The following is a 24,921-nucleotide window of genomic DNA, read 5'->3' as shown; positions in this document are numbered from 1 at the left end:
CTCGCTCCCCATTCCCCTCACCTCCACCCCCGCCGGGTCAGGTCGCGCAGCAGCACGCGGGCCGCGTTTCGCCCCGACGCCCCCATGATGCCGCCGCCGGGGTGGGTGCTTGCCCCGGTCAGGTACAGGCCCTTCACGCCCGGCCAGCGGTACTGGCTGGCGGAGAGCCACGGGCGGAAGGCGAACATCTGGTCCAGGCTCATCTCCAGGTGCATCACGTTGCCCCGGTGCAGGCCCAGATTCGTCTCTAACCATTTCGGCGTCTGCACGAGTTCCCCGACGATGGTATCGCGCGTGCCCGGCGCGTAGTGCTCGAAGGCGCGCAGGATGTTCTCCCGCGCCTCGGCCCCCCGCGTCTCCCACGTGCCCGAGGCGAGTTCATAGGGGTAATACTGCGCCCAGAGCCACAGCACTTCCCCCCCCGGCGGCGCGAGGCTGTCGTCCACGGCGGAAAAGCTCATGGCGATCAGCGGCGGGTCGGTCGTCGGCTCACCCGCGAGGTATTCACCGTAGCCCTTCAACAGTTGCCGCTCGTTCTTGATGAGGAGGCCCAGGCCCACCCGGCTGTCGGGCTCGGTGTGGTGGCGGTAGCGCACTCGCTCGCTGAGTGCCAGCCGCAGCACCATCCCGAAACCGTTGCCCATCCGCACCTCCCGGGCGGCGGGCGGGACGTGCTCGGGCGGCAGTGCTCCCGCCGTCGTGAGGACGTGGGCGCCGGAGACGACCGCGCGGGCCGTGTAGGTGTCGCCGTTTTCCAGTTCGATGCCCTGCGCCTTGCCCCCCTTGACCAGGATGCGCTTCACGGGGGCATTCAAGTGAACCTCGCCCCCGTCCGCCTCCACCGCGCGGCGCAGGGCGCGGGTCAGGCCACCGCTTCCCCCTTTTGGCCGCGCCACCCCACCCTCGTGGTACAGCGGGTGCCACAGCAGGAAGGGCGCGCTCAGCGGGTCCGAGGGCGGCGGGCCGCTCTGGGCCGCCATCCAGACGAGGGGGGCGCGCACCCGCTCCTCGGAGAAATACTCGCGGGCCACGTCGCCGTAGGGCCGCAGGATGCGGGGGAGTTGACGCTGCCAGTCGCGCCCCCCGCCGCTTCCCATCACCATCTTCCCCATCTCCAGCGGCCCGGGGGCCGAGTTGAAGAGGTCCGCCACCGAGCGGGCGAACGGCGTCCAGTCATCCAGAAACCGCCCATAGGCCTCTCCCTGACCGGGGAAGAGGGCTTCCAGCTCCCGCACGGTGCGGGCCGCGTCCCGGTGGACGAACCAGGGCGTCTCCCCGTCCGAGGCGTGGAACATGGGGTCCACTTCCAGGTAGTGCAGGCCGTGGCGAGTCAGCTCCAGCTCGCGCACCACGGGCGTCATGCGGATCAGGATATGGGCGCTGCCGCCGTAGTCGAAGCGGTAGCCGGGCACGAGTTCTTCGGTGCTCACGGCCCCGCCGACGAGGTGGCGGCGCTCGAAGACGCCCACCTTCAGGCCCGCCTTGGCCGCGTAGGCCGCCGTCACCAGCGCGTTGTGCCCCGCGCCCATCACCAACACGTCGAAATCCGGCATCCAGCGTGAATCCTGGCACAACGGGCGGGGGCAGAACGGTCAGGAATCTGGCAGACGGGGCGGAATAGGCTGCCCCCATGTTCGGTCGCCGCGTGCCCCCCCGCATCGTCTTCCTGCTCAGCCTGGTGCTCGCCGTGCTGTGCGCGGTTCCCGCCGTGCGCTACGGGCTGAGTGGGCGCTGGCTCCCCACCCTGCTGTGGGGGGCCGTCGCCGTGTGGTTCGCGGTCGACGCAGCGCGCGCCTACGGCTGGACGCAGCGGAAGTGAGAGGCAGGGCTCACCCCCTGACCCAGAAGCGCATCCTCTTCGCCGTCTCCCCCACCTCGCCCACGTCCTGCCAGCTCATTGTCGTCTCCAGGTCGGGCCGTTCCACATACCCGCGCGACTGCCAGAAGGCGTCCAGCGGGCGGTAGCTCGCCGGGCGGGCCGGGTGCTCCCCGGGGCGCTGCACCGCGCAGAAGGCGGTGACGGTCAGCCCCAGCCGCGCGGCGTGGGCCTCCCGCTCGTCGAAGAAGCGGTGGCCCAAGCCCAGGCCTCGGTATTCGGGGAGCAGCACGCTCTCCCCCAGGTACAGCACGTCCGCCGGGTCGAACTCGGAGGCGCGGAAGGGGGCCTGGAGCTCCCCGGTCTCCTGGGCCAGCGGGAGTGCGGTGCTCGCCCCGACCACCCGCTCCCCGTCGCGGGCCAGGAGGGCGAGGGCGCCGGGCGCTTCCAGATAGGTCCCGAGGTAGCGCTCCTCGTACTCCGGGCTGCCCTCGTACAGGTAGGGGAAGTCGCGGAACACGGTCATCCGCAGCCGGGCGAGGTCGGGGATGGCGGCGCGCAGGTCGTCGCCGATCGCGGGCGTGACGCGCAGGCTCAACCCTGCACCTGCCGGGACCACTCGGCGAGGTTGTAGTAGTTCGTCACCCGGGCAATCCGGCCCTCCCGCACCTCGAAAAAGGCGCCGACCGGAATGACGTACCGCTGCCCCCGCGCCTCGGGCAGGCCGGGATCGGTCTTCAGGTACTCGCCGTGGATCACGAACTCGGCGGCGGCGCGCGTGCCGTCCCCACTCGCCATCAGGGCGAGGTCCTCGGCCCGCTCGCGGTAGTGGGCGTCCATCCTCTGCAAAAAGGCGCGGAAGGCCTCCACGCCGCGCTGCGTCTCGCCCTCGTTGATGTCGTGGCGCACGTCTTCGGTCAACAGGACGAGCATGCCCCCCGCGTCGCCCTCATTGAAGGCCGCGTAGTACCGCCGCACGAGGTCGAGGGTCCGGGAGGCTGGGGACTGGGTCATGCCCGGGAGTGTAGCGGGCGGCCCACCCGGGCCAGATGTGCGAAGACTCACATGAGTCTGGGGATTTTAAACGTCCAGGTCGCCTCTTGCGGACTTGACGGGCCGGGAAGTCTGGTATGGTTGAGGTGACAATTCACCGTGCCCTGCCGCGTCCCCGAATTCTGACGGGGCCGCTCCCAATGGAGGACCCCCCGCATGAAAGCGATGCGTTACATCATCACCCGGCCCTGCCTGCAAGAGGGCAGCCTGCGCCTGCTGAAGTACCTCGACGCCACCTTCCCCGAAAGCGGCCCCGCGCAGTTCGTGGACGACCGGGGCCGCGAACACGCGGTGCAGGTGGACCGCGCGGCGGGGCGGGTGTGGGGCCTGCGGGACCTGTACCACGGCGGCAACCTCGGGGTGAACGACGTGCTGCTGATCACGCCCCTCGCGCCCGCCCGCTACCAGATCGAGGCCATCGTCAAACCCCACGCGGCGCCCCCCGTGCCCCCCCGCGCGGGCGACAAGACCCCCGAGGCCCGGCGCGTGGTCGTGACCGCCACCCCCCACGTGCGCGAGGTGCGGCTGGAACAGCCCCGCCCCACCCCCGCCCGCGAGACGCCCCAACCCGAGGCGACTCCGGCCGTCCGTGCCCCCCTCACCCCGGCGGCCCCCACCACCGAAAGCCGCGCGCCGCTGACCCCCGCCCCGTCCACCCCCCCTGCGGCGGAGGCCCCAGCGCCCGCCCGGCCTGAGCCCCGCGCTCCTTCCCGCAGCGCGCCCCTGCCCGCCACGCTCGACGGCCAACTGACCGAACTCGCGCGCCTGACCGGCTACCGGCTGAGCTTCCCGAACCCCGGCGTGGCGCGGCTGGTGGCCGAGCTGGGCGAACACGGGTACACGGTGAAGCTCGCGCTGACGGGCGACGGCCTGCGCTCCCCGGCGTGGCGCGAGGAGGCCGACTACGCGCTGCAAGTCACGGGTGAGGCCGAGCGCCCGCAGGGCACCCCCCGCCTGACGCGCGAGGCGCTCGCGGCGCTCCTCGAACACGCCCGGCTCGCGCCGCTCTCGCCCATCGACCTGCGCGGGTACTGGCAGGCGGGGAACCTCGACCTGGAGTCGGCGGCCAGCATTTCGGAACTCGTGGGGGCGCACCTCGCCCAGCGGGGTGCTTTCTCCTTCGTGCTGCTCACGCTGGCGGCCCAGCCCGCCCACAGCATCGTGAACACGCGGCGCCTGGCCGAGCGGCTGGGCAGCGGCGTGAACATCGCCGAACTCCGCAGCATCCTGGAGACGCTGACCCGCGCCCCCTTCCTGGCCCTGACGCCGCTCCCGGGCGGCCAGTACCTGCTGCGCGCCGACGTGCGCGACCTGCTCGCCGACCTCGCCGAGTACGCCGACGGGGTGCGCCGCCGGGTGCGGACCCCCGAGAACGCGGACAAGCCGGGCGTCCTGGCCTGAGCGCCGGGCAACAGGGACAGCCCACCGGACCCTTTGGGGAACGCGGTGGGCCACCGGGAACTTGGGAACTCGGCCCTCAGGCCAGCCGGACCTGCCATTCGGTGAAACTCGCCCAGGGCTGGAAGCCCAGCGCGACGTTGATGCCCAGCATGGCGGCGTTCTCCTCGGCGTTGTTGGTGCGGACCCAGCGGGCTCCGGGGCAGTGCGCCCGGACGTGGCGCAGCATCGCCGCCTTGAGCCACTTGCCCAGGCCCTGACCGCGCGCCGAGGGGCGAACGGCGGTCGCGCCCTGGAACACCAGCGCGGCACGTTCGGGGCTCCAGAAGACCTCGGTATATCCGGCGAGGTCCCCGGTGCGGGTGTCCTCGGCGGCCATCAGGTACCGGACCTCGCCGGAGTCGGCGATCATGCCCTCCCAGGCGCGGATCATCTCGGGCGTGACCGTCCAGTCCTCCACATCGAGGTCGCCGCGCGGGGCGGTATTCATCACCATCATCATGTCGGCGGTGCGGGCCAGGAACTCGTCGGGCACGCGCTCCCAGAGGTGGAGGCGGTAGGGCTCGCCCTGTGGCCGGGCCGTCCAGGCGTCGAGCAGGCTGTCCTGAACTTCCGTCAGGTCGAGCTGGCTCTGGCGCATGGGCAGGGCGGGCTGCGCGTTCAGGGTGCGGGCGAAGGCCTCCCCGGCGGGTGCCCGGCTGCTCGTCCCGAAGGTCACGACCGAGCGGCCCTCCTCGCGGGCCACCCCTTCCACGGCGCGGGCCAGCTCTCGCCCCAGGCCCCGGCGGCGGTGGTCGGGATGCACGACCACCCGGGCGTGGGCGGCGTGCAGGTTCTCGGTGACGCTGTACTCCAGGCTCGCCCACCCGAGCGCCCGCTCGCCGTCCCACACGACGAAATGCCGCAGCACCTCGCCGGGCGTGACGTGGGTGAGGCCGGTCGCCTCCCGCGCGGGGAGGAGGGGCGGGTCCTCGGGGTAGGCGAAGTGGTGGGCAGCGGTGAGCAGGTGGCCGACCGCGAGGCGCGCTTCTGGCGGCGCGGCCACCGGGTCGAAGGGGGTCACGGCGCGGGAAAGAGTGGTCATGGGACCAGTGTGCGCGGGAGTTGTCAGGGGCACATGGGCCAAGTGGCGGAGGGGGAGGGCCGCCTCCCGGCCTAGGGTCCGCCCCGGCGGCGCCAGTACCGCGACCACCGCCGCACGGGGGCCAGCTCGGCCCCCGCGAAGTGAGGCCCCCGGTCCCGCAGCATGAACTCCCCCGCCCAGGCGAGAAAGGGGGGCAATTCGTTCATGAGGCTTGCGGCATATCCGGCCAGGTAGCCCCGCCGGAACGTCCGCAACCTTTGCCGCACCTCCCGCCCCGCGCCCCACACCCCGGGATCGACGCTCAGGATGCTCAGCGTCCGCGCCACATCCGCCCGGGCGTCGCCCAGCCGCACGTTCTCCCAGTCGAGGACGGCACTCACCCGGCCACCCTCGGCCAGCACGTTGAGCGGGTGATAGTCGAGATGCAGCCAGGCGGGCCGTGCCGGGGCGGGCAGCCCGGTCTCCAGCCGCGGGACCTCGCCTTCGACCTCGGGCGGGATGGGGAGGGCGTGGAGCCGCGCGTGGACTTGGCCGAACTGAACACCCCAGTCCCAGGCCCGCTCCGGCCCGCGCCGCAGAGCTTCACCACACGTCACGCCCGGCAGCCATTCCTGAATCAGGGCCACATGGCCCGGCAGGTCATTGACAACAGCGACGACGCCGGGCACAGGAAAGTCCGCCTCCCGCAGAACTGCGGAGAGCCGGGCCATGCCGCGCGCCACCCACTCCAGGGACGCGGGGTAGAGCCTCACGGCGAACGGGCCGTCCCGGGTATCCACCCGCCAGGTGGGCAGGGTCGAGCCACCGGGCATTCGGCGGCAAGCGGTGACCCCAAGCCCCAACGCTTCGACAGCCGCGCGGACGGTCGCCTCCATCGGCCTTACGCCAGTTGCTCCTTCAGGAACGCCATCAGCCCCCGGATATGCTCGCGGTCGAAGCGGAACTCGACCCCCGCCGCGCGGTACAGCTCGGGCACGGACACGGTGCTGCCCAGGCGCAGGCTGGCCTTGTAATTCGCCAGTGCCCCCGCCGGGTCCCGCCGCGCCTCCCGCCAGATGCCGACGGCGGCGAGGTAGCACATCGCGTACTCGATGTAATAGAACGGCGCGCGGAAGATGTGATAGTACTGCCAACTCTTGGCACGAATGGTCTCGTCCAGCCCCTCCCAGTTCACGAAGGGGTGGAAGGTGCGGTCGAGTTCCAGCCACTTCGCGTCGAGGTCGGCGATCGACGGGTTCTCGCCCGCCTCGGTGTACAGCCAGTGCTGGAAGGCGTCCATCTGGGCGGCCCACGGCAGGAAGACGACCACCCCCTGAAGCTGCTTCTCGCGGTAGCGGGCCAGCTCGTCCCCATTCAACACGTGCCCCAGGTGGTCGAGGGTCAGGAACTCCATCGCCATGGAGGGAATCTCGATGAACTCGATGGGGCTCCAGCGGTTCCAGACCAGGGGCTGCGCGGCCCCGCTCAGGAAGCCGTGGAAGGCGTGCCCGACCTCGTGGAACAGCACCCGCACGTCCTCGGCGGTGCCCACCACATTCATCAGGACGAAGGGCTCGTTCTGGACGGGGAAATACTGGCAGTAGGCGTGCGTCATCTTGCCGGGCCGGGATTCGAGGTCGAGCAGGCCGCCGCGCATGGAGCGGAAGCGCCCGGCGAGTTCCGCGTCCAGCCCCTCGAAGGCCGCCTGCGCGAGGTCTTCGAGCTGCGCCCCCGTGCTGAACGGCTTCAGCGACTCGCGCCCCCCCGCGTCCAGGAGGTTGTTGCGGTTGTAGTCCCAGGGGCGGACCGTGTCCAGTCCCAGCCGCGCGGCGATGTCCCCGACGATCTCGCCCGCCAGGGGCACCACCTCATCGCGCACGGCCTCGTGGAAGGCGCGGCAGTCCTCCGGCGTGTAGTCCACCCGGTCGAGGCGCTTCCACATGAAGTCGCGGAAGTTCGGGAGGTCGGCGTTCCGGGCGAGCTGGCGCCGGGTCCCCAGCAACTCCACCATCAACGCGTCGAGGTCGGGGGCAATGCCCAGGTTGCTCTCGGAGAGTGCCCGCCACGCCTGCTCGCGGGCCTGGCGGTCGGGGCTGTCGCCACGCTGCTTGGCCTGCGGGACAGTCAGGTCCTCCCCGCCCAGCCGGACCTTCTGGTTCCCGGTGATGACGCCGTGGCGGTTCATCTGCGCCTCGTGGGTCACGCCCAACTCGACGTTCGCCTCGCGGAAGAGGGCGGCGGCGTCCCGGAAGCGGCGGTAGTTCAGCGCGAAGTCGGGGGCGGGGGTGTAGTCCGGCACCGCGAGCAGCTTCTCGGTGAGGGCCTGCTCGGCCCGCTGGACCTGCGGTGAGACCTCCCCCAGGAAGTGAGCGAACCGGGCCTGAACCGCCTCGTCGCCCGTGTGCAGGTCGGCGTGGGTGGCGAGCTTGGCCCCCGCCTGCATAACCTCGGCGGCCAGGGCACTCCACTGCGCGAGCCAGGCGGGCACGGCGTCCGCCGTCAGGTCGGCCTCCTGCAACGCCCGGTAGCGCGGCGCGAACGTCTCCCAGCGGGTCTGGTCCTCGGGCACGGCGAGTACGCGCTCGGCGGCGTTCAGAGCTGTGGTCATGCGGGGAGTTTACCGCCCGGAGACCCGGTAGCCGAGCCTGACCCGCCGATTTCCGGGATACTTGGACCCTGACATCCTCCCCGGACTTTCGGCCGGGGGTTCCCCTACGCGGGGCTTGAAAGGTTAGGGTCTGAATGCAGCAAGCCACATCCCTTTACCCCATCCAGAGCAGCCAACGAGGACTGCTCCTGACCCTCCGAAGAGGGTCGGGCCGTGTCAGTCGGCCCCTGCTGCAAGGCACACAGGGGCAGCAGCGATGTTGGTGGCCGCGTTCCAGTCGGCATTCGTCCTGAACCCGCAGTTCACACATCGGAACTCAGCCTGAGACGCCCGGTTGCTCCGTGTGGCGTGTCCGCAGCGGTGGCAGGTCTGGGAAGTCTTGCGGGGGTCAACAAAGACCACCTCCACACCAGCCGCTTCCGCCTTGTAACGCACCTTGTCCACGAGGTCGCGGAACGTCCAGCTACTCATCATCCGGTTGAACTTCTTGCTGCCGCGCACCCGGTCACGAATCCCGTCCAGTTGCTCAAAGGCGATGACCGCGTTCGGGTAGAAGCGGGCAAGGTCAACGAGTTCCCGGCTGAGCTTGTGGTTCAGGTCGTGCATCCAGCGGCGCTCACGCCCACCCTGCCTCAACACGCGGTCGGTGCGGCGGTGCTTCTGGAGGCGGCGACGAACAGCGGCGAATCTCTCCCGGCGATGGCGCACAGGCAGGCCATTCCAAATCCTCACGCCGTCCGGTGTCAGCACCGTCATCAGCTTCACGACGCCCAAGTCCACGCCCAGAACCGTAGGTCCACCGTCACGGACGGCTGGCGTGTGGGGGAGGCGAAGCGGAAGCATGACGTACCAATCTGCCCCGCGCTGGAACAGTTTGGCATCGCCATGAACGAACTGGAGTTTGGAGGCCAGATGCACAGGAACCGACAGCGGCAGCCATTTGTACTGCCCGCGCTTCCCCGTGGACGCCCGCAGGAAGAACCGCTCGCCGCGCTTCAGGATGGCGTAGGCGTTGACGCCCAGCCCGATGCCCTGAGACTTCCCCACCTTCGGGAAGCCGGCGCGGCGCTTGCCTTTTCGCAGGCCCCAGTAGGAGCGGGCCAGCGCAACTCCCGCGTTGACCACCATGCGGGCGTAGTCGCTGGGCAGGCCAGTTTTCTCCCGGATGGCGGCGTAACAGGCGTTGTGGAGTTTGGCCCGGCTGCTGGTGTTTTCGGATTCAGCCACGCCCAAGACCATGCCCACCCCGTCTCGGAACGCCTGAGCGGTCTCAACCAGCCACGCCCGTTTGTTCGCAGTGGGGGCGGTCAGTTTGAGAATGACCGTTTCCGCCCTGTGCATGAACAATTGGTAGCACACAGCTTCAGCGAGACAAAGAGCGTCGCCACCTTCGGCGGCGCTCCGGTTCCTCCCCGGTTTGAAAACCGGGGCATCCTCGGAGCAATTCTGTGAGTACGCCTGCCCCTCCCCTCCCCGCCGCCCCCACCGTCCTCGTCATCGTGGGGGGCAGCATGGCCGCCGTGAAGGCCCCCTCGGTGCTGCGGCGACTGCGCGAGCGGGGCGCGCGGGTCGCGGTGATCGCCACGCGGGCCGCGCTCGCCTTCGTCACCGAACTCAGCCTGGCGACGGCGGCCGACGGGGACGTGGCGACTGACGAGACATGGTTCGAGGCCCGCCCCGACGCCCAGCACCTCACCCTGGCGCGGGCGGACGCCGTGGTGATCGTGGGCGCCTCGGCCGACCTCCTCGCACGGGCGGCGGGCGGGCACGCCCCCGACCTCGCCTCGGCGACGCTGCTCAGCGTTCAGGGGCCGGTGCTGTGGGTCCCCGCCATGAACGAGCGGATGTGGCTCCACCCGGCGGTGCAGGCGAACGCCGGGACGCTGCGCGGCTGGGGCCACACCTTCCTGGGGCCGGAGGTCGGCGCCTTCGGCTCACGGGGTGAGGGCCGGGGGCTGGGCCGTATGGCCGAGCCGGAGGACATCGCGGCGGCGGCCCTGGCCCTCCTCACCCCGTCACCGCGCGACCTGGAGGGCGTGAAGGTCGTCGTCTCCGCCGGGCCGACCCGCGAGTACCTCGACCCGGTGCGCTTCATCAGCAACCCCAGCAGCGGCAAGATGGGCTTCGCGGTCGCCGGGGAGGCGCGGGACCGGGGCGCGGACGTGACGCTGGTGACCGGCCCGGTGAACCTCCCCGACCCGCCCGGCGTGGAGGTCGTCCGCATCGAGACGGCGCTCGATCTGCGGGACGCGGTCGTAGGGGCAGCCCGGGACGCGGACGTGGTCGTGATGACGGCGGCAGTCGCCGACTACCGGGCGGCCCAGCGTTCGGACGAGAAGCAGGCGAAGGTGGCGGGCGACGTGACGATCCACCTCACGCCCAACCCGGACATCCTGGCCGAACTGGGGGCGCAGAAGGGCGAGCGGGTCCTCGTCGGCTTCGCCATGGAGACGCACGCGGGCGTGGAACGCGCGGCCCTCAAGGCGCGGCGCAAGAACGCCGACTTCATCCTGCTCAATTACCCCACCCGCGAGGGCACCGCGTTCGGCGGCGACGACAACGAGGTAACGCTGGTACGCCCCGACGGATCGAGCGAGGACTGGCCCCGCCTCAGCAAACGAGAGGTAGCCCGGAGACTGCTGGACGAGGCCGCGCGCCTCTATGCAGAACGCCGGGGAATGCGAACGGGGGGCTGAAGCCCTGGCACGGCCATCAACCGTGCCCCACTCATTGAATTATTCAACGTATATACATAGTATGGCGGCGATGCTCAGCAAGGAACAACGTCAGAAGCGCATTCAGGACATCATCGCCCGCGACTCTATCTCCACCCAGTCCGAACTTGTTGAGCGTTTGCGCGCCGAGGGCGTGCAGGTCACGCAGGCGACCGTCAGCCGCGACATCAACGAACTGCGGCTGGTGCGCCTGCCCATCGGCAAGGGCCGTCACCGCTACGCCCTCGCGCAGGTCGCGGGGCACAGCGACGTGGAGGAGGAGCTGGGCCGCCTCTTCCAGAACTTCGTGCGCGACGTGGACCGCGGCGAGAACATCCTGGTGATCCGCACCGCCGACGGCCACGCGACCGGGGTGGCGCTGCTCCTCGACCGGTTGCGCCGCGACGACATCGTGGGCACCATCGCCGGGGAGGACACCATCTTCCTGGTCGCCCGCACCACCGGGGAAGGCGAGGCGTTGATGGAGGAGCTGAACGCGCTGATGCTGGGGTAGGGCGTCAGGGCGAAAAAGCCTCCTCGGACTCCAGCCCACGGATGAACGCCTCGAAGGTGTCCGCTACAGGGGTGATCACGTAGCCGCCCTCCTGATCCACGTGGACCACGCTGGGCTCGCCCTCAGGCCCGCACGCCCGGTAGTCGAGGCAGAGCATGTCGTGGCCAGCCGAGGGACAGTCGGCGAAGTAGATGCCGATGGGCGGATAGCCCCACTCCTCGATCATGAAGCGGCTTCCCACCTCACCGCACAACGAGGAGGGCTTGGCCTTCCCGATGGACAGAAAGCCCGTCATCGCCACGTGGTCTTCTGCCCAGGAGGTTGCCGAAGCCGTGCGGTGGCAGTTCTTGACGGGCGCGCCGCCGTTGCGATAGCTCATCAACTCCAGGTACGACGGCGGCAGCCTGTACCCCAGCGTCCGCTCTACCCACTCGATTTTTTCCGGGGTGAGCGGATCGTCCGTGTATTCCCGGGCGTAATAGTCGTGGTCGTCCCAGAACGTACTGAGGTCAAGGTCTTCGACAAACCGGCCCATATCTCCTCCACCCTCACCCTTTCAGGGGAGGTGCCGTCAGGCTACGGCACGTCGTCCTCGTCCAGCTCCGGCGGGTTGCCCACCGGCAGTTGCACGTGCGCCGTCGTTCCCTTCCCGACCTCGCTCTCCAGCCAGATGCGCCCGCCGTGCGCGTCCACGATTCCCTTGGCGATGCTCAGGCCCAGGCCCGCGCCGCCCTGGTCGCGGCTGCGGCTGTCCTCAACCCGGTAGAAGCGGTCGAAGAGCCGCCCCAGGTGCTCGGGGGGAATGCCGGGGCCGTCGTCCTGCACGCTCAGGCGGACCTCCTTGCCCCCCTCCTCGGCGCGACTGGTCAGGTGGACGTTCTTCGCCCCGGCCTTGAGGGCATTGCCCACGAGGTTGATGACGACCTGCTTGAGGCGGTCGGGGTCACCCTCAAAGGTCACGTCCTCGCCGTCCGCGCTGAGGTGGGTGCCCTGGGCCTGGGCCAGCGGGGCGAGTTCGCGGGCCACCTCGCCCAGGAAGAGCCGTGACAGGATGGGCTGGCGCGTCAGGGGCAGGGCGCCGCTGTCCGAGCGGGCGAGTTCGAGCAGGCTGGCGATCAGGTTGGTCAGCCGCTCGGACTCGCTGCGGATGATGTTGAGGCTCTCGCGCTGCTGCCCGGACGGGTCGGTGCGGCGCAGCAGGTAGCTCGCGTGCCCGCTGATCGCCGTGACCGGGGTGCGGAGTTCGTGGCTGGCATCACTCGTAAATCTGCGCTGGGCCTCGAAGCTCGCCTCCAGGCGGCCCAGCATCGCGTTGAGCGCGTGCGCGAGGGCCTGCACCTCGTCCCCCGTCTGCGGCTCCGGCACGCGCTCGCCCAGGTTCTGCCCCCCGATGCGCTCCGCCGCCTTGCGGACCTGCCGCAGGGGCCGCAGCGCCTGCCCGGCGAGCAGGTAGGCCCCCACCCCCGCCGTGCCCAGCCCCGCCAGGAACAGCAGCAGGATCACCCGCTGAAGCTGCGCCAGGGTGTAGGAGGGGCCTTCCAGGCTGCGGCCCACGAAGGTGAGGGCGAAGGAGGGGCGGGCCAGGCCGAACACCGGCGGGTCGAGCTGCACCGGACCCAGCTTCACCAGGAAGCGGTAGGGGTTTTTCTCCCCGCTGTACGGGTCCTTCACGTCACGCTGCACGAAGATCTGCCCGCCGGGCGAGGTGATCAGGTTCGTCAGTTCCTCCTCACTCAGCCGCAGGGGAACGTCACTGCTCAGCCCGATGGGCGGGAGGCGGGTGCTGTCCCCCAGGGTGCGGAGGATGGCGAACAGTTGATTTCGGCTCGCCGGGTCCCGCGCCTCCTCCAGCGCGGCGGCGAGGGCCGCGGCGTTCTCGTACACCGAGAGCTTCTCGATCTGGATGGCGTAGTCGGGAAACAGGTAGCGGGCACGCGGCAGCAGGCCCTGCTCGTCGCGCTCCTTGGCGGTGCCCGGGTCGCCCAGCGCGAGCGTCCGGCTCAGGTTGGTGAAGGTGCGGTAGGTGTCCTGAAGGTCGCGGTTGAGGCTGTTGATGAGGCTCGTCCGCATCATCGCCAGCGCGGCGAGCCCCACCACCGTGAGCAGCACCGCCAGCAGCGCCGTGTAAAACAGCGTGAGCCGCCAGCGCAGGGTCACGGGCGGCCCCCGAACGGCGTGGCGGGAGGGCGGGTCACGCCCGGCAGTCTAGCGCCCTGGGCCCGGCTTTATTCCTCGCGCAGGACGTAGCCGACGCCGCGCACGGTGTGGATCAGCCGCCGCTCGCCGCCCTCCTCCAGCTTGCGCCGCAGGTAGCCGATATACACGTCCACGACGTTGCTGCCCCCGGTGTACTCCGGCCAGACCTTCTCCTCGATCTCGAAGCGGGAAAAAACCTTGCCGGGGTTGCGCGCGAGCAGTTCCAGCAGCTCGAACTCCTTGGCGCTGAGTTCGACCCGGCGCCCGCCCCGGAAAATCTCGCGCCCGTCGAGGTTCATCACCAGGTCGGCCACCCGCACCTCGCCCGTCACGGCCGGATTCACCCGGCGCAGGTGGGCCCGGACCCGCGCGAGAAGTTCCTCGATAGAAAAGGGCTTGATCAGGTAGTCGTCGGCCCCCGAGTCCAGCCCCTCCACCTTGTCCTGGATGCCGTCCTTGGCGGTCAGGATGATGATGGGTGTGTTGCTCGTCTTGCGGATGCGCCGGGCGACCTCCAGGCCGTCGAGCACGGGCAGCATCAGGTCGAGGATGACCAGGTCGGGGTTCACCTCGCGGAACTTGCTCAGGCCGGTCACGCCGTCAAAGGCGACCTCGGTGGCGTACCCCTCGGCGGCGAGTTCCAGTTCAATAAAGCGGGCAATGTCTTTTTCATCCTCAATGACGAGAACCAGGGGTTTGCGTTCCATAGGGCCAGTCTATGGACCGTTCTCATGAGAAGGCCGCCCGCCCCCTTAACCGGCTTTTATGCGCTCCGTCACACGGGCGGCCACGGGGGCGACCTGGTAGGCCCGGCAGTGCGCACCGAAACCCCGCAGGGGAGGGAGGGGACGGTCCACCGGGACGCCCGGCGCGCTCCCCTGCGCCACCACCGCGGCGCACACAAGCGTCTCACCGGGCTCGGCGGCGTCGCACAGGCGCCGGGCGTAATTGACCGGCAGGCCGTAGGCGCTGGGCTGGCCCCCCACCGGGCCGGTCACCACGGGTCCGAGCGCCACCCCGGCCCGGACCTGGAGCTGCACCCCCAGCACCTCGGCGAGCCCCAGCCGCGCGGCGCGCTCGTGCGCCTCCAGGGCCGCCGCCACCCCCGCCGGCGTGCGCTCGGCGGGCCAGAGGGCCACCACGGCGTCCCCCTGGTGTTGCAGCACCTGGCCGCCCCGTGCCTCGAAGCTCAGGATGAGGACCTGCACGAACTCGCCCATCAGGGCGGCGTAGTGTTCCAGCGCCAGCTCATGGGCGAGCCGCGTGCTGCCCACCAGGTCCACCATCACCAGGCAGGCCGCCTGATGGCCACTTCGTGGGCTGGGCAGGGGCAGGAGCAGGTCAGGCATGGGGGGAACACCCCCACTATGCCTCAACCTTTTGCTCAGGTAAAGTCCATGACTCTCACATCCTGGGGGTGTAGGGGTGGGGCTGTCTAACACCGGCGGCCCTCCCTCCGCCGGGACGGCGCCCCCGGGCAGCGGGCGTTCGCAGCCCCTCAGACCAGGAAGCCGTGGAGCGGCGGCAGGGTGCGAAAGGCCACCCAGTCGCCGGGCCGGACCGGGGGGAGCGGCTCGAAGGCGGCCAGGACCAGGGGCACGCGCGCCCGGACCACCCATACGCGCCGGGTCACGTCCAGCACCTCGCCGGCGCCCTCCACCCCGGAGACACCGACCACCGTGAGGTTCTCGCGGGTCGTGGCGGTCTCCTCAGGGGAAAGCACGCGGGTTCCCGGCAGGTCGAGCAGCCCGTGGACCACCACCCGGGCGGGTCCCGGGCGGCCCGCGTAGGGACCGCTGCGGTCGAAGAGGTAGAGCACTCGCCCCCCCGTGGAGAACTCCAGCAGGGGGCTGCCCTCGCGCTGCGGGTACAGCAGGCCCTGGGCCGCGAACGCCTCATACCGCGAGGCAAACTCGGTCTCGGAACTCTCCAGCGTCATGAACTCCCCCGTCGCACGGCCCGCATCGGGGAGATTCTAGCGGCCCCCGCCGCCCGGGGGCTCCTCCAGCCAGGTCAGCGTGGGCCGGGGAACACCCGCCGCGTCGAGCACGGGGTCGGCGCGTTCCAGCGCGAAGGTGCCCTCCACCTCGCGCAGCAGGTGGATCAGGACCAGGCCGATCAGCCGTTCCAGCACCGCCCAGCCCACCGAGCCCGGGGCCTCCCCGTCCCGCGCCCGGCGCAGCAGCGTGAGGGCCAGCCACTCGTCCCCCTCGGCGAAAGACTCCGCCGCCGCGCGGGGGACGAGCGCCCTCAGGTCAGCGTCCGCCACGTGACATCCACCACGACCCCGGCGAGCATGGTGAGGGCCAGCCACATGTTCGCGTCGAAAAAGGCCACGTTCACCCGCGCCAGGTCCCGCGGATTCACGATGCGGTGTTCGTAGAGGAGGATGCCGCCCATCGCCAGGGCCGCCAGGTAGTACCACGGGCTCGCCCCGGTCGCCACCCCGACCGCGAGCAGCAACACGAAGGTGAGGGCGTGACTCGCCGCCGCAATCCGCAGCGCGCGGGCGATCCCGAACCGCGCCGGGATGCTCTGGATGCCGTTGGCCCGGTCGAAATCATGGTCGAGGGTCGCGTAGATCACGTCCAGGCCGATCATCCAGAAGATCACCACGGCCCACAGCAGCCAGGCCCCGGGAGCGAAGTGACCCGACACCGCGATCCACCCGCCCGCGGCGGCGGCCCCGTCGGTCACGCCCAGCCAGGCGTGGCACAGCCAGGTGAAGCGTTTGGTGTAGGGGTAGCCGATCAGAAAGGCCACGGCGAGCGGCATCAGCGCCAGGCAAAGGGGATTGAGTTGCGCCGCGGCGACCGCCAGAACCGCCAGGCTGACGATCACCAGCCCCCAGGCCTGCGCGGGACTGACCTTGCCGCTGGGCACCTCGCGCCCCGCCGTGCGCGGGTTGCGGGCGTCAATGAAGCGGTCGATGACCCGGTTGGCCCCCATCGCCGCCGTCCTGGCCGCTGCCATCGCCACCGTGACCCACACCAGGGTCGGCCAGCCGGGCCAGCCGGTGCCGTTCACCTGCAGGCTCGCCAGCAGCATCCCGGCGTAGGCGAAGGGAAGCGCGAACACCGTGTGCTCGAACTTCACCAGGTCCAGATACGTCTTCAGCCGCGCCGCCGCACTCACCCTGGCAGGATACGCCCGCAGGGGAACACACACCGCTCAAGTCTTTGCTATCATTCTCCCTGCGCGGGCCGTGGACGAGGCGTAGCGCAGGCCGGTAGCGCACTTGGTTTGGGACCAAGGGGTCGCTGGTTCGAATCCAGTCGCCTCGACCAAACACAGCTTCGCGCGGAGCATCGCGGGATTGGTGTAGTGGTAGCACAGCAGCCTTCCAAGCTTCTGGCCTCGGTTCGAATCCGTGATCCCGCTCCACACGGCCTCCACCCGGGGGCCCTTTCGTTTTGCACCCTTAGCTCAGTTGGATAGAGCAACCGCCTTCTAAGCGGTCGGTCGTAGGTTCGAGTCCTACAGGGTGCGCCAGAGATTCCCCGTCTGTGACGGGGGTTTTCCTTTGAGGAAGAGAGGCCGAGGGGTTGAAAGCGGGAGTTCTGTAGCCGGGCTGTAGCCAGCCGGTCGGCCCGCGCCCTAGCCCAGGTCGAGTTCCTTCAGGATGTCGTTCATACGGGCGCGTTCCTGCCCGGCGCTCTCGGCGTCGCCCTGCCCGAGGTGCCAGTCCACCAGTTGCGCCCGGGCCTCAATGTTCAGGGGGTCGGCGGTGATGAGGGTCCGCAGGGCGTCGCGCCGCTCCAGGCTGCCCTCGGGCTGGGCGTCAGCGTAAACCTGGAGGGCGTCGTGCAGCAGTCTCTCGGCGAGTTCGCGCTCCTCGTGCAGCTCGCTGGCGAGGTCGGGCAGCGCGTCCGGGGGTCCGGCCTCCTGGCGGATCAGGGTCGCCAGGCGCCCCACGTCCCGGCTCATCAGGGCGTCTTGCAGGTCGGCCAGGTCGCTCTGGACCGGAAAGGCGAGGGTCAGGCGCCCCCGCGCCGAGCTGATCAGGTTCACCCCGAAGGTGCTCCGCAGGTGGTACACCGCCGTCTGCAGGCTGGCGAGAGGGTTCTTGGCGTCCGGCCAGAAGCGTTCGGCGAGCGCCTCGCGCGGTTGCGAGCGGCCCGAGAGGGCGAGCGCCACCAGCAGCGCCGCGCTCTTGCGGGTCGGGAAATCCCCCGCGCGCCAGGTGCGCCCCGCGTGGGTGAGCCGCAGCGGCCCCAGCACCCGCAGCACCAGGGGAAACAGCGCCCGCGAGGCGTCGTCCTGCACGTGGGCGACGAGGCGATGCGCGGCGGAACTGCCCAGCAGCGCGCGGTAGCCGTGGGTGCGGATCAGGTCCAGCGCCTCCCCCAGGTCTTCCGGCTCCCCCCGGTGCAGCAGGGCGGTGGCGAGTTCCAGCCGGGCGTCCTCCCGCCGGGCCTCCTCCACGACCGCGCCCAGGTCGCCGTCCCCCTGGAGGGCCGCCTCCAGGTTGGCGCGCAGGCCCAGGGTGCGGGCCTCCTCCAGGGCGCCCCGGGCCGGGTCGGGCTCGCCGAGTTCGCGGTAGGCGCGGGCGAGGAGCAGCCGGGTCTCCGCGTGCAGGCTGCGGTCGGCGGAGTCCACGGCCTCCAGCAGGTCGCGTGCCCGCCCCGGCACGCCCGAGTGCAGGGCGAGCAGGGCCTGCACCCGCGTCACCCAGCCCGCGACCTCCGGCAGCGAGGACCGCTCGGCGAGGAGCCGCGCCTGCTCCAGGTGGGTCCGGGCCTGCGCCCCGTCGCCCAGCAGCGCGTGGACCTCGGCGAGGTTGACGTGGGTGAGGGCCGTCTCCTCGGGGTGTTCGTCCTCCAGCAGGCGCAGCACCTGGCCGTAGGGGGCCAGCGCCTGCTGGAGGAGGCCGCGCCCGAACTGGAGGCCGCCCAACGTCTCCAGGCTGCGGGCCTCGCGGCGCAGGTCGCCCGCCTCGCGGAAGGCGGCGACGGCCTCGTCCAGGCTGCGCTCGGCCTCGGCGTGGCGGCCAAGCTGCACGAGCAGGGTCGCGCGGTTGTGCGCCGCCTCACCCCCCGTCAGGCCCCCGGCCCGGGCGGCCGCCCCGAAATCCTCCAGGGCGCCCGGCGGGTTGCCGCTCACCGCCCGAACGACCCCCCGCGCGTTGTGCGCCAGGGGCTGGAGGGCGGGGGCCAGGCCCGGCAGCGCCCGGGAGTACAGCTCCTCGGCGCGCGCGAGGTCCCCGGACGCCCGCGCGAGCAGCCCGGCGAGGTAGAGCGCGGTGGGCTGTTCCCGCCAGTACGGCGGCAGCGCCCGCAGGCTGGCGCGCAGCGTCCCCGTTCCCGCCCCCGCCCGCAGGTGCCCCGCGAGCAGGGTGAGGTGCTCCTCCCAGGCGGCGGCCTCGCGCAGCAGGCTCAGGGCGCCCTCCGTGTGACCCGATCGGTGGAGCAGGCCCGCGACCGCCCGCGCCGCCTCCCCCCCCGGCAGCGGGCAGAGGTGACGGCGCAGCGGCCCGGGAATCCTCCAGCCCCCCGGCGCGGCCCACAGCCAGCCACCGTCCGCCAGCGCCTCGACCGTCTCCGGCGCGACGCTCAGAGCCGCCGAGACCTCCGGGGTCACGAGCGGCGTGAGGGCCAGGGTGCGGTAGGCGGGGAGCAGGTCGTCCGGGGGCAGCAGGGGGGCCAGCCCCGCCGCGACCAAGGGGTGCCGGTACCACTCCTCCTCCTCGGGAGCGCCCCCCTCGGCCAGGGCCCGGGCGAGCGGCAGGGCGGCGGGCCAGCCCCCGCTCAGGGCGTAGGTGGCGGCGGCCCAGCGCTCGTGCGGGGCCAGGGTCCGGTGCCACTCCCCCTCGCTGTAGAGCATGTCCGCCCCCGTCAGGATTAGGGGAAAGGCCCCCTCGGGCCGCGACTGGCCCCAGCGCGCCACCTCCCCCCGGGTGCGGGGCCACCACAGCCAGGTCTCCAGGCCCTCGGGTGGGGGCTCGCGCAAGGCGGGCAAGTCCCGCTCCCGCGCCCAAGCCAGCAGCGCCTCCTGGCCCGCCCCCACGTCCACGGGGGCGATCACCCGGCCCGGCGCCGCCTCCAGCCGCGGGCGCAGACGCCCAGGCAGGTTGTTCATGAGCCGAGTATAGAAAAAACCTTCACCCTCCCCGTGAGGGCTCAGAAATTGAGAGGGCTTTGTGTTTTTTTTGAGGACCCTTTGGTGGAATGAACTCACTCAAAGCCCCAACACCGGAGGAGCCCCCGATGAAGAACACGACCCCCGCCATCCTGAGCCTGTCCGTCCTTCTCGCCGCCTGCGGGCAGAGCACGCCCCAGCCCTCCGCCTCGAACAACACCGCCGCCTCCGGCTCCGCGCTCAGCGCCCAGGCCACCACCCTGACCGAGTGCCAGGCGCTCTACGCGACGGCGCCCAGCGGCGTGCAGGTGGACAGCACCATGCGCTACGGCCAGGTCGGCACGCTGATCCTCTCCTTCGCGGACGACACCAGCAAGGGCCGCGCGATCACCTGGATGGACTCCAACCTGCCGGTCGACCCCGGCAAGGGGCTGGGCGCGCTCCAGAACCTGCCGGTGGCCGCCGTGAAGACGCTGGTGACCCAGGACCTGATCGCCAAGCTCAAGGCGAACCTCCCCGGCCTGGTCTCGATCTACCAGGACGCGCCCCTCCAGTACAAGCTCGCCGAGAGCGTGAAGTTCATCGGGGCGGACGTGGCGCGCAGCACCTACGGGGTGACGGGCAAGGGCGTGGGCGTGGCGGTGCTGGACTCGGGCATCGACGGCACGCACCCCGACCTCAAGAACGTCGCCAAGAACGTGAAGCTGGTCGGCCCGGTCACCGACGTGGGCGTGGGCGGCTACCTGTACGTGGACACGCCCAACAGCGACACCTCCTCCGGCCACGGCACCCACGTCGCCAGCACCATCGGCGGCAGCGGGGCGGCCTCCGAGGGCTCGGCACGGGTCCGGCGCGGCGTGGCGCCCGGCGTCACCCTGGTCGGCGTGGGCTCGGGCGAGGCCCTGAGCATCCTGTACGCGCTGGAAGGCTTCGACTACATCCTGAAGCCCGAGGTCCGCGAGACCTACAACATCCGCGTGATCTCCAACTCCTGGGGCTCCAGCGGCGAGTTCGCCCCCTACAACCCCATCAGCCTGGCCGCCAAGCGCGCCTACGACGCGGGGATCATCGTGACCTTCGCGGCGGGCAACGAGGGTCCCGGCGCGAACACCCTCAACCCCTACTCGGCCAGCCCCTGCGTGATCAGCGTGGCGGCGGGCGACAAGAAGGGCTACCTGGCCGACTTCTCCAGCCGTGGCCGCAGCGGGGACAAGCTGGTCCACCCCGACGTAACGGCTCCCGGCGTGGACATCAGCGCCGCCCGCGCCCTGACCGGCCTGGCCGCGACCACCGTGCCCGACGTGGACAACCCCCAGTACTCGACCATCAGCGGCACCAGCATGGCGACCCCCCACATCAGCGGCGTGATCGCCCTGATGCTGGAGGCCAACCCCAAACTGACGCTTGACGGCGTGATGGCGATCTTCCAGAAGACCAGCCGCCCGATGTACTACTCGGTCGCCACCGACAACGGCCTCAACCCCACCCAAACCGTCGTCAAGCGCCGCGAGCTGTGGGAGGTCGGCTACGGCTACGTGGACGCCAACGCCGCCGTGCGCGAGGCCGTGCGCCAGAACCCCACCCGCTACACCGTCACCACGACCAACCTGCCCGGCTGGAACGGCACCGTCGCCACCAGCGTCTGCGGTCCGCAGGTGAACTGCGTGACCACGGCGCAGGACACCCACACCCTCAGCGTGCCCGCGGGCTCCAGCGCCCTGCGCGTCGCCACCGAGTGGGGCAACCCCGCCTACGACCTCGACCTGGACGTGTACGACCCCTCGGGCCGCCTGGTGGGCTCCAGCGCCCAGGGCACCAGCACGGGCGAGGCCGTCAGCATCCCCAACCCCGCCCCCGGCAACTGGAAGGTCGTGCTCAAGGGTTACCTCAACCCCCAGACGACCTACACCGGCACCGCCCAGGTCGACAAGATCGTCCGCAAGTAAGGTTCAGGCCAAGGAAGGGTCCCTCCAGATCGGGGGGACTCTTCGCTGTGGGGGTGGGGCCGCGGGGAAGATCGCCCTCAGCGGGGAGGGGTCTTCCCCCCCAGCCTTTCGCTGGGCTTACGCCTCCGCCTCGGGGCGCTTGCCCTTCCCGCCCGTCTCCGGGGCGCGGGTCAGCTCGGCGGCGGGCACGCCCACCAGCAGCCCCTGCTCGGTGTGAACGTCCACCGTCCCGGCGAGCGGGTGCAGCTTCACGACCTTGCCGCAGGCGCCGCTCCCCTCGTGGCAGACGCGGGCGTTCTTGCGGGGCAGGTCCCTCAGGAGGTCGAGGTACTGGGTGTGTTCGAATTGCAGGCAGCACAGCAGGCGGCCACACGGCCCGGAGAGTTTCTCGGGGTTCAAGGGGAGCTGCTGGTCGCGCGCCATGCGGATGCTGACGGGCGCGAACTCCTGGAGGTGGGTGCTGGAGCAGTTCTCGCGCCCGCAGGCGCCCAGGGTGCCGATCATCTGCGCCTGCTCGCGGGGGCCGACCGCCGCGAAATTCACCCGGGCGCGCGTGTGGGCGCGCAGCTCGCCGATCAGGCTGTTCAGCTCGATCCGGTCCTCGGCGCTGTAACTCACGGTCACCAGGCTCTCGTCGAGGGTGAACTCGACGGCCACGATCTTGACGGGCAGGCCGCGCTCGCGGGCCCGGGCGCGCAGCAGCCACTTCAGGTCCTCGCCCTGGCGGTGCAGCTCCTCCCAGCGCTCCAGGTCCCCGGGTTCCGCGGCGCGCAGCACGGCGCCGTAGCGGCCCTGCGGGTCGGGCGCAGTCGCCTCGCCGCGCACGGTGGCGACCTCCGGCCCGCGTTTGCCCTGCACGACGACGCGGGTGCCCACCGCATGCGGCTCGGGGCTGAGCATCGCGTGCAGGCGGGGGCTGCGTTCGAACCGGACAGGCAGGACAACCACGGGGAGCAGGATGTCACGCCGGATGTGAGCGCGTCGAGAGCCGGGTTACGAACCCGTGAGGGGAGAGCGGAACACTCCCCTGCGGGCGGGCGGGGGGATGTCCTCCCGGCGTGACCCGGGGACGAGGACTGGAGGCCCCGACTGATCCTCCGGCGCGGGGATCGCTCACCCCCTCCAGACACCGGCTGCGCAATAGACGGGACGCCCCGTGGGCTGACTTCTGTTGCTCCCCCGCGGGAGGGGTGACGCGCGCAACTCGTCCTCGCGCCCAGGGACAGCAAGGCCACCTTGCCCACCTTCTCGGTTCACGTCAAGCGTTCGAGGGGGTTCTGCGGCCCCAGACACCAGCTTCTTTGCTCTGGACGGGGAACCCCGCCCAGGAGGGAGACAGGCTCCTCCCCGACCGCGCTCTCCGCCCTCAGTCCCGCTCCGCGATGACCTCGATCTCGACGCGCACGTCGCGCGGCAAGCGGGCGACCTGCACGGTGCTGCGGGCGGGGTAGGGGGCCTGGAAATACTCGGCGTACACGGCGTTCATCACCGAAAACTCGTTCATGTCGGCCAGAAACACCGTGGTCTTGACGACCCGCCCGAGGTCAGTTCCGGCGGCGGTGAGGACCGCGACCAGGTTGTCGAGCACCTGGCGCGTCTGGGCCTCGATGCCCTCCCCGGCGAGGGTGCCGTCGGGGCGCAGGGGGATCTGGCCGCTGGTGATAACCAGATTGCCAAAGGTCACCGCCTGGCTGTAGGGGCCGATGGCGGCGGGCGCGCCTTGGGTCTCCACGATGTCTTTCATGCCCCCACTGTACCCGGGTGGGCGCGGGGGTGGCTCAGCCGGAGGTCTTGCGCGCCTCGCGCTCGGGGGGCACGGCGGCGCGCAGGGGGGCGGGTCGCGGCGGGGGACGCCCCAGGCGGGCGCGCGTCACCCGCTGCGCCACGAGGACCCCACCCAGCAGCACCACGCCGAGCAGCCCGATGACGGTGCGCTGCTCGGGAACCAGGATCATCCCCAGCAGCGTGAAGTAGGCGAGGATCAGCAGGACGTAGGTGAGCGGGCTGCTGCCGCGCTGGGCGCTGAGGAGCATGTCCACGTACAGGGGGCCGTCAACCTGTCGCGGCGGCAGCGCGTAGTGCGGGAGGCGCTGGTCGCGCAGCACATCTACGACGATGGCCGTGATGTTGTCCGGGCCGCCCGCGTCGTTCGCCGCGTTCACCAGGCTGCGGACCACCACCTCGGGGGGCTGGGGGCGTAGCAGCAACTCCAGCAGCGCCGCGTCGGTGACGGCGCCGCTCAGGCCGTCGCTGCACAGCAGCAACCGGTCCCCGGCCCGCAGCGGCAGGCCGAACAGCTCCAGCCGCACCCGCTCCTCGCCGCCCAGCGCGTTGCTCACCACGCTGCGCCACTGGTGGTGCCGGGCCTCCTCCTCGCTGAGGTTGCCCAGCCGCACCTGCTCGGCCACCCAGGAATGGTCGTCGGTGAGGCGGTGCAGCTCGCCCTCCCGCAGCAGGTAGGCGCGCGAGTCGCCCACGTGCGCGATGATCGCCGCGCCCCGGTCCACGAGCAGGGCGAGCAGGGTGGTGCCCATCCCCGCGTACTCGCCCACTGCGTGCCGCAGCACGGCGAGGTTGGCAGCCTGTACCGCCTCGGCCAGCCGCACCGGGGGGGTGCCGCGCCCGCTCAGGTAATGCTGGCTGAGGGTGTCGAGCGCCAGGTTCGCCGCGAGTTCCCCGGCGGCGTGGCCCCCCATCCCGTCGGCCACGGCGTACAGCCCCCCCTGCGGCAGTTCCAGGGCGAGCGCAGCATCCTGATTCACCCCGAGACGACGCTGCCGCCCCACATCCGTCAAAATCCCGGAAGACAGGGGAGGCGTCGCGGGGGCGCGCATGTGAACAATATAAGGGAAGTCTCTGGCCCCGCCGTGTCGCCAAAGGCACATCTGGAGTTCGCGGCGCGGGGCGAGCCCCGGCCTCTATGAGAGACGAATTGGGGAGGGCTGAGGAACGGCCAACGCGCCTGCCCGCGCGCCTGGGGTCCCGCTTACGGCAGTTCGCCCTCAAAGTCCTCCACGTCGGTGAGGTAATCGGTCATCCAGGCGTTCAGGGCCGCGCGGGTGTAGCCGCCCCGCAGGGGCATGGTGCTGTCGAGGTAGTAACGGCCCTCGTACACGTAGGCCTGGGTGTAGTAGTTGCCGTTCCACTCGTTCACGAAGTCGAGGTTCAGGTCGGCCTCGTCCTCCGGGTCCCAGCCGTAACTCGCCGTCACCCGCGCGCAGCTTCCCTCGCGGCAGCCGCTGAACCACACGTCAAGCTCGCGCCCGCCCGCCCGCACGGTCACGCTGGGGTCCTCGTCCTCCCGGATGGGGTTTGCCGTCACCGTGTAGCCGGCCGCCCGCAGCGCCGCCGTGACCGCCTCGGGGGTCGCCGCCTGCACCTGTCCGCCCCCGACCAAGGGCGCGCCCGCCCCGCCCGCGAGTGCGCCACTCAGGCTGACAGACAGGAGGAGGGCCGCGGCAGACGCAGAGGCTTTATTCATGGGCTCACCTTACGCCTTTTCCCCGAAGCCGCGCTCGCCCACCCCCCTTGACTC

At 71.1% G+C, this 24,921-nt stretch carries 24 protein-coding genes and 3 tRNA genes; 8 read left to right on the top strand and 19 right to left on the bottom strand.

Annotation, left to right across the window (positions count from 1 at the left end):
- Window positions 1–17 precede the first annotated feature (17 nt).
- Window positions 18–1,553, bottom strand: a complete 1,536-nt coding sequence (locus tag DAERI_RS16270) for a phytoene desaturase family protein (protein ID WP_103130487.1) — start codon at window positions 1,551–1,553, stop codon at window positions 18–20.
- Window positions 1,554–1,630: 77 nt separating this feature from the next.
- Here DAERI_RS16270 and DAERI_RS16265 point away from each other — a divergent pair, with 77 nt between their 5' ends.
- Window positions 1,631–1,819 (top strand): hypothetical protein, encoded by a 189-nt coding sequence (locus DAERI_RS16265; RefSeq protein ID WP_103130486.1) that lies wholly within the window; start codon window positions 1,631–1,633, stop codon window positions 1,817–1,819.
- 10 nt (window positions 1,820–1,829) lie between these two features.
- Here DAERI_RS16265 and DAERI_RS16260 read toward each other — a convergent pair whose 3' ends face one another.
- Both DAERI_RS16260 and DAERI_RS16255 read right to left on the bottom strand, forming a co-directional pair.
- Window positions 1,830–2,414, bottom strand: coding sequence for a GNAT family N-acetyltransferase (locus DAERI_RS16260; RefSeq protein WP_103130485.1), 585 nt, complete (start codon window positions 2,412–2,414; stop codon window positions 1,830–1,832).
- Complete coding sequence (locus tag DAERI_RS16255; RefSeq protein ID WP_103130484.1) at window positions 2,411–2,830, bottom strand: ketosteroid isomerase-related protein; 420 nt, start codon at window positions 2,828–2,830, stop codon at window positions 2,411–2,413. The genes DAERI_RS16260 and DAERI_RS16255 overlap by 4 nt, the downstream gene beginning before the upstream one ends.
- A gap of 204 nt (window positions 2,831–3,034) precedes the next feature.
- On the opposite strand from DAERI_RS16255, the gene DAERI_RS16250 reads away from it, so the two are divergent.
- On the top strand, window positions 3,035–4,270 hold the full coding sequence (locus DAERI_RS16250) for a hypothetical protein (RefSeq protein WP_103130483.1): 1,236 nt from the start codon (window positions 3,035–3,037) through the stop codon (window positions 4,268–4,270).
- Between the two features lie 76 nt (window positions 4,271–4,346).
- Here the strand turns inward: DAERI_RS16250 and DAERI_RS16245 are convergent, their stop codons facing one another.
- The 4 genes from DAERI_RS16245 to DAERI_RS16230 all read right to left on the bottom strand — a co-directional run bounded on the left by DAERI_RS16245 (window position 4,347) and on the right by DAERI_RS16230 (window position 9,165).
- On the bottom strand, window positions 4,347–5,351 hold the full coding sequence (locus DAERI_RS16245; RefSeq protein WP_103130482.1) for a GNAT family N-acetyltransferase: 1,005 nt from the start codon (window positions 5,349–5,351) through the stop codon (window positions 4,347–4,349).
- 71 nt (window positions 5,352–5,422) lie between these two features.
- Window positions 5,423–6,226, bottom strand: a complete 804-nt coding sequence (locus DAERI_RS16240; RefSeq protein WP_103130481.1) for a phosphotransferase family protein — start codon at window positions 6,224–6,226, stop codon at window positions 5,423–5,425.
- A 5-nt stretch (window positions 6,227–6,231) separates the two neighbouring features.
- Entirely contained in the window at window positions 6,232–7,938 is a 1,707-nt protein-coding gene (locus DAERI_RS16235; RefSeq protein WP_103130480.1) for a M3 family oligoendopeptidase, read from the bottom strand.
- 216 nt (window positions 7,939–8,154) lie between these two features.
- Window positions 8,155–9,165 carry an RNA-guided endonuclease InsQ/TnpB family protein gene (locus DAERI_RS16230; protein WP_201262778.1) on the bottom strand — a complete coding sequence of 337 codons (1,011 nt, stop codon included), beginning with the start codon at window positions 9,163–9,165 and terminating at the stop codon, window positions 8,155–8,157.
- Window positions 9,166–9,386: 221 nt separating this feature from the next.
- On the opposite strand from DAERI_RS16230, the gene coaBC reads away from it, so the two are divergent.
- Together coaBC and argR are read left to right on the top strand one after the other, a co-directional pair.
- Window positions 9,387–10,634: a bifunctional phosphopantothenoylcysteine decarboxylase/phosphopantothenate--cysteine ligase CoaBC gene (gene coaBC / locus DAERI_RS16225; protein ID WP_103130479.1), complete on the top strand. Its 1,248-nt coding sequence runs from the start codon at window positions 9,387–9,389 to the stop codon at window positions 10,632–10,634.
- 70 nt (window positions 10,635–10,704) lie between these two features.
- The gene (gene argR, locus DAERI_RS16220; protein ID WP_103130506.1) at window positions 10,705–11,166 is read left to right on the top strand and encodes an arginine repressor; all 462 of its coding nucleotides are present in this window, start codon (window positions 10,705–10,707) and stop codon (window positions 11,164–11,166) included.
- Between the two features lie 4 nt (window positions 11,167–11,170).
- Here the strand turns inward: argR and DAERI_RS16215 are convergent, their stop codons facing one another.
- The 7 genes from DAERI_RS16215 to mqnP form a co-directional block, all read right to left on the bottom strand.
- Window positions 11,171–11,701 (bottom strand): SMI1/KNR4 family protein, encoded by a 531-nt coding sequence (locus tag DAERI_RS16215; RefSeq protein WP_103130478.1) that lies wholly within the window; start codon window positions 11,699–11,701, stop codon window positions 11,171–11,173.
- A 41-nt stretch (window positions 11,702–11,742) separates the two neighbouring features.
- Window positions 11,743–13,323 (bottom strand): sensor histidine kinase, encoded by a 1,581-nt coding sequence (locus tag DAERI_RS16210; RefSeq protein WP_103130477.1) that lies wholly within the window; start codon window positions 13,321–13,323, stop codon window positions 11,743–11,745.
- A gap of 68 nt (window positions 13,324–13,391) precedes the next feature.
- Window positions 13,392–14,069 (bottom strand): response regulator transcription factor, encoded by a 678-nt coding sequence (locus DAERI_RS16205; RefSeq protein ID WP_010887388.1) that lies wholly within the window; start codon window positions 14,067–14,069, stop codon window positions 13,392–13,394.
- Between the two features lie 45 nt (window positions 14,070–14,114).
- A complete protein-coding gene (locus DAERI_RS16200) occupies window positions 14,115–14,711 on the bottom strand; it encodes an adenylate/guanylate cyclase domain-containing protein (protein ID WP_165794248.1) in 597 nt (198 codons plus the stop codon).
- 149 nt (window positions 14,712–14,860) lie between these two features.
- Entirely contained in the window at window positions 14,861–15,301 is a 441-nt protein-coding gene (locus DAERI_RS16195) for a hypothetical protein (RefSeq protein ID WP_103130476.1), read from the bottom strand.
- Window positions 15,302–15,337: 36 nt separating this feature from the next.
- Window positions 15,338–15,631, bottom strand: a complete 294-nt coding sequence (locus tag DAERI_RS16190; RefSeq protein WP_103130475.1) for a hypothetical protein — start codon at window positions 15,629–15,631, stop codon at window positions 15,338–15,340.
- Window positions 15,613–16,497 (bottom strand): menaquinone biosynthesis prenyltransferase MqnP, encoded by an 885-nt coding sequence (mqnP, locus tag DAERI_RS16185; protein ID WP_165794247.1) that lies wholly within the window; start codon window positions 16,495–16,497, stop codon window positions 15,613–15,615. Before mqnP ends, DAERI_RS16190 begins: the two co-directional genes overlap by 19 nt.
- A 75-nt stretch (window positions 16,498–16,572) precedes the next feature.
- Between mqnP and DAERI_RS16180 the strand changes: the two genes are divergently transcribed.
- The 3 genes from DAERI_RS16180 (at window position 16,573) to DAERI_RS16170 (ending at window position 16,854) form a co-directional block, all read left to right on the top strand.
- A tRNA-Pro gene (locus tag DAERI_RS16180) sits at window positions 16,573–16,649 on the top strand.
- A 23-nt stretch (window positions 16,650–16,672) separates the two neighbouring features.
- A tRNA-Gly gene (locus DAERI_RS16175) sits at window positions 16,673–16,746 on the top strand.
- Window positions 16,747–16,777: 31 nt separating this feature from the next.
- Window positions 16,778–16,854, top strand: a tRNA-Arg gene (locus tag DAERI_RS16170).
- Between the two features lie 105 nt (window positions 16,855–16,959).
- Here the strand turns inward: DAERI_RS16170 and DAERI_RS23150 are convergent.
- Complete coding sequence (locus tag DAERI_RS23150; RefSeq protein WP_103130473.1) at window positions 16,960–19,440, bottom strand: tetratricopeptide repeat protein; 2,481 nt, start codon at window positions 19,438–19,440, stop codon at window positions 16,960–16,962.
- Between the two features lie 128 nt (window positions 19,441–19,568).
- Between DAERI_RS23150 and DAERI_RS16160 the strand changes: the two genes are divergently transcribed.
- Window positions 19,569–21,386, top strand: coding sequence for a S8 family serine peptidase (locus DAERI_RS16160; RefSeq protein ID WP_103130472.1), 1,818 nt, complete (start codon window positions 19,569–19,571; stop codon window positions 21,384–21,386).
- 117 nt (window positions 21,387–21,503) lie between these two features.
- Here the strand turns inward: DAERI_RS16160 and DAERI_RS16155 are convergent, their stop codons facing one another.
- From DAERI_RS16155 to DAERI_RS16140, 4 genes are all read right to left on the bottom strand, one after another.
- Window positions 21,504–22,286, bottom strand: a complete 783-nt coding sequence (locus DAERI_RS16155; RefSeq protein ID WP_165794250.1) for a PSP1 domain-containing protein — start codon at window positions 22,284–22,286, stop codon at window positions 21,504–21,506.
- A gap of 466 nt (window positions 22,287–22,752) precedes the next feature.
- Entirely contained in the window at window positions 22,753–23,130 is a 378-nt protein-coding gene (locus tag DAERI_RS16150) for a RidA family protein (RefSeq protein ID WP_103130470.1), read from the bottom strand.
- Window positions 23,131–23,164: 34 nt separating this feature from the next.
- A complete protein-coding gene (locus DAERI_RS16145; protein WP_103130469.1) occupies window positions 23,165–24,220 on the bottom strand; it encodes a PP2C family protein-serine/threonine phosphatase in 1,056 nt (351 codons plus the stop codon).
- Window positions 24,221–24,372: 152 nt separating this feature from the next.
- Window positions 24,373–24,867, bottom strand: coding sequence for a YbjN domain-containing protein (locus DAERI_RS16140; protein ID WP_103130468.1), 495 nt, complete (start codon window positions 24,865–24,867; stop codon window positions 24,373–24,375).
- Window positions 24,868–24,921: the final 54 nt, after the last annotated feature.

Source organism: Deinococcus aerius, from assembly GCF_002897375.1.
Lineage (GTDB): Bacteria > Deinococcota > Deinococci > Deinococcales > Deinococcaceae > Deinococcus > Deinococcus aerius.
Note: the sequence above shows the minus strand (reverse complement) of the source record. Positions and strands in the feature narration are given on the sequence as shown.

Excerpts from the sequence above, each read along its gene's own strand:
- DAERI_RS16270 (WP_103130487.1), bottom strand. The coding sequence starts at position 1,553 with ATGCCGGATTTCGACGTGTTGGTGATGGGCGCGGGGCACAACGCGCTG.
- DAERI_RS16265 (WP_103130486.1), top strand. The coding sequence starts at position 1,631 with ATGTTCGGTCGCCGCGTGCCCCCCCGCATCGTCTTCCTGCTCAGCCTG.
- DAERI_RS16255 (WP_103130484.1), bottom strand. The coding sequence starts at position 2,830 with ATGACCCAGTCCCCAGCCTCCCGGACCCTCGACCTCGTGCGGCGGTAC.
- DAERI_RS16250 (WP_103130483.1), top strand. The coding sequence starts at position 3,035 with ATGCGTTACATCATCACCCGGCCCTGCCTGCAAGAGGGCAGCCTGCGC.
- DAERI_RS16245 (WP_103130482.1), bottom strand. The coding sequence starts at position 5,351 with ATGACCACTCTTTCCCGCGCCGTGACCCCCTTCGACCCGGTGGCCGCG.
- DAERI_RS16240 (WP_103130481.1), bottom strand. The coding sequence starts at position 6,226 with ATGGAGGCGACCGTCCGCGCGGCTGTCGAAGCGTTGGGGCTTGGGGTC.
- DAERI_RS16235 (WP_103130480.1), bottom strand. The coding sequence starts at position 7,938 with ATGACCACAGCTCTGAACGCCGCCGAGCGCGTACTCGCCGTGCCCGAG.
- argR (WP_103130506.1), top strand. The coding sequence starts at position 10,705 with ATGCTCAGCAAGGAACAACGTCAGAAGCGCATTCAGGACATCATCGCC.
- DAERI_RS16215 (WP_103130478.1), bottom strand. The coding sequence starts at position 11,701 with ATGGGCCGGTTTGTCGAAGACCTTGACCTCAGTACGTTCTGGGACGAC.
- DAERI_RS16205 (WP_010887388.1), bottom strand. The coding sequence starts at position 14,069 with ATGGAACGCAAACCCCTGGTTCTCGTCATTGAGGATGAAAAAGACATT.
- DAERI_RS16200 (WP_165794248.1), bottom strand. The coding sequence starts at position 14,711 with ATGCCTGACCTGCTCCTGCCCCTGCCCAGCCCACGAAGTGGCCATCAG.
- DAERI_RS16195 (WP_103130476.1), bottom strand. The coding sequence starts at position 15,301 with ATGACGCTGGAGAGTTCCGAGACCGAGTTTGCCTCGCGGTATGAGGCG.
- DAERI_RS23150 (WP_103130473.1), bottom strand. The coding sequence starts at position 19,440 with ATGAACAACCTGCCTGGGCGTCTGCGCCCGCGGCTGGAGGCGGCGCCG.
- DAERI_RS16160 (WP_103130472.1), top strand. The coding sequence starts at position 19,569 with ATGAAGAACACGACCCCCGCCATCCTGAGCCTGTCCGTCCTTCTCGCC.
- DAERI_RS16155 (WP_165794250.1), bottom strand. The coding sequence starts at position 22,286 with ATGCTCAGCCCCGAGCCGCATGCGGTGGGCACCCGCGTCGTCGTGCAG.
- DAERI_RS16150 (WP_103130470.1), bottom strand. The coding sequence starts at position 23,130 with ATGAAAGACATCGTGGAGACCCAAGGCGCGCCCGCCGCCATCGGCCCC.
- DAERI_RS16145 (WP_103130469.1), bottom strand. The coding sequence starts at position 24,220 with ATGCGCGCCCCCGCGACGCCTCCCCTGTCTTCCGGGATTTTGACGGAT.
- DAERI_RS16140 (WP_103130468.1), bottom strand. The coding sequence starts at position 24,867 with ATGAATAAAGCCTCTGCGTCTGCCGCGGCCCTCCTCCTGTCTGTCAGC.